Source organism: Ruthenibacterium intestinale, from assembly GCF_040096265.1.
In the GTDB taxonomy this organism is placed as follows: domain Bacteria; phylum Bacillota; class Clostridia; order Oscillospirales; family Ruminococcaceae; genus Ruthenibacterium; species Ruthenibacterium komagatae.
Genome location: NZ_JBBMFA010000077.1, coordinates 1 through 707, shown reverse-complemented (window position 1 = coordinate 707; position 707 = coordinate 1). Strand labels below are relative to the sequence as shown.

Below are 707 nucleotides of genomic sequence, written 5' to 3'. Positions count from 1 at the left end.
TTGTTTACCGAAAACCCCCGGCTGTGCCGGGGAGTTCTCAAAAAGCTTTAGCGTTGCATAGGAAATAAAAACTCCTTTTGATACAATAAAGATGCGGTCTGCCAACTGCACTAAAGTATCAAAAGGAGGACAAAAGGCATGACGCCTAATGACAAGAATAGTTTAGCACATACAACATGGAACTGCAAATATCACATAGTATTTGCGCCGAAGTATCGCAGAAAAATCTTTTACAAAGAAAACCGTGTGGAAATAGGGAAGATATTGAGAGAATTATGCAATTGGAAACAAGTGAAAATAGTAGAGGCGGAAGTGTGTCCGGATCATATCCACATGCTGGTGGAAATACCGCCTAAGATGAGTGTATCCAGTTTCGTAGGTTTTCTCAAGGGGAAAAGCAGTCTGATCATTTTCGAGAGACATTCCAATTTGAAGTACAAATATGGAAACAGGCAGTTTTGGTGCCGTGGATACTATGTCGATACAGCAGGTAAGAACGCAAAGAAGATTGCGGAGTATATCCAAAACCAACTCAAAGAAGATCAGATTGAGGATCAGATGACCCTTAAAGAATACATAGACCCGTTTACGGGTAGCAAGTAATATTCTTTCGCAGGTGGCAGACCGTACCAACGCCTTTAGGCGTGGCTAGTATTTTAGGGCTTTGCCCGCTTCTGAAGAACCACCAGCTTCGCTGGTGGGTTACT

At 42.6% G+C, this 707-nt stretch carries 1 protein-coding gene; it reads left to right on the top strand.

Annotation, left to right across the window (positions count from 1 at the left end):
* Positions 1-138 precede the first annotated feature (138 nt).
* A complete protein-coding gene (gene tnpA / locus WMO24_RS05945; RefSeq protein ID WP_349215395.1) occupies positions 139-603 on the top strand; it encodes an IS200/IS605 family transposase in 465 nt (154 codons plus the stop codon).
* Positions 604-707 lie beyond the last annotated feature (104 nt).

What these genes read in the sequence shown, in the direction of transcription:
- tnpA (WP_349215395.1), top strand. Translation starts at nt 139, where the DNA reads ATGACGCCTAATGACAAGAATAGTTTAGCACATACAACATGGAACTGC.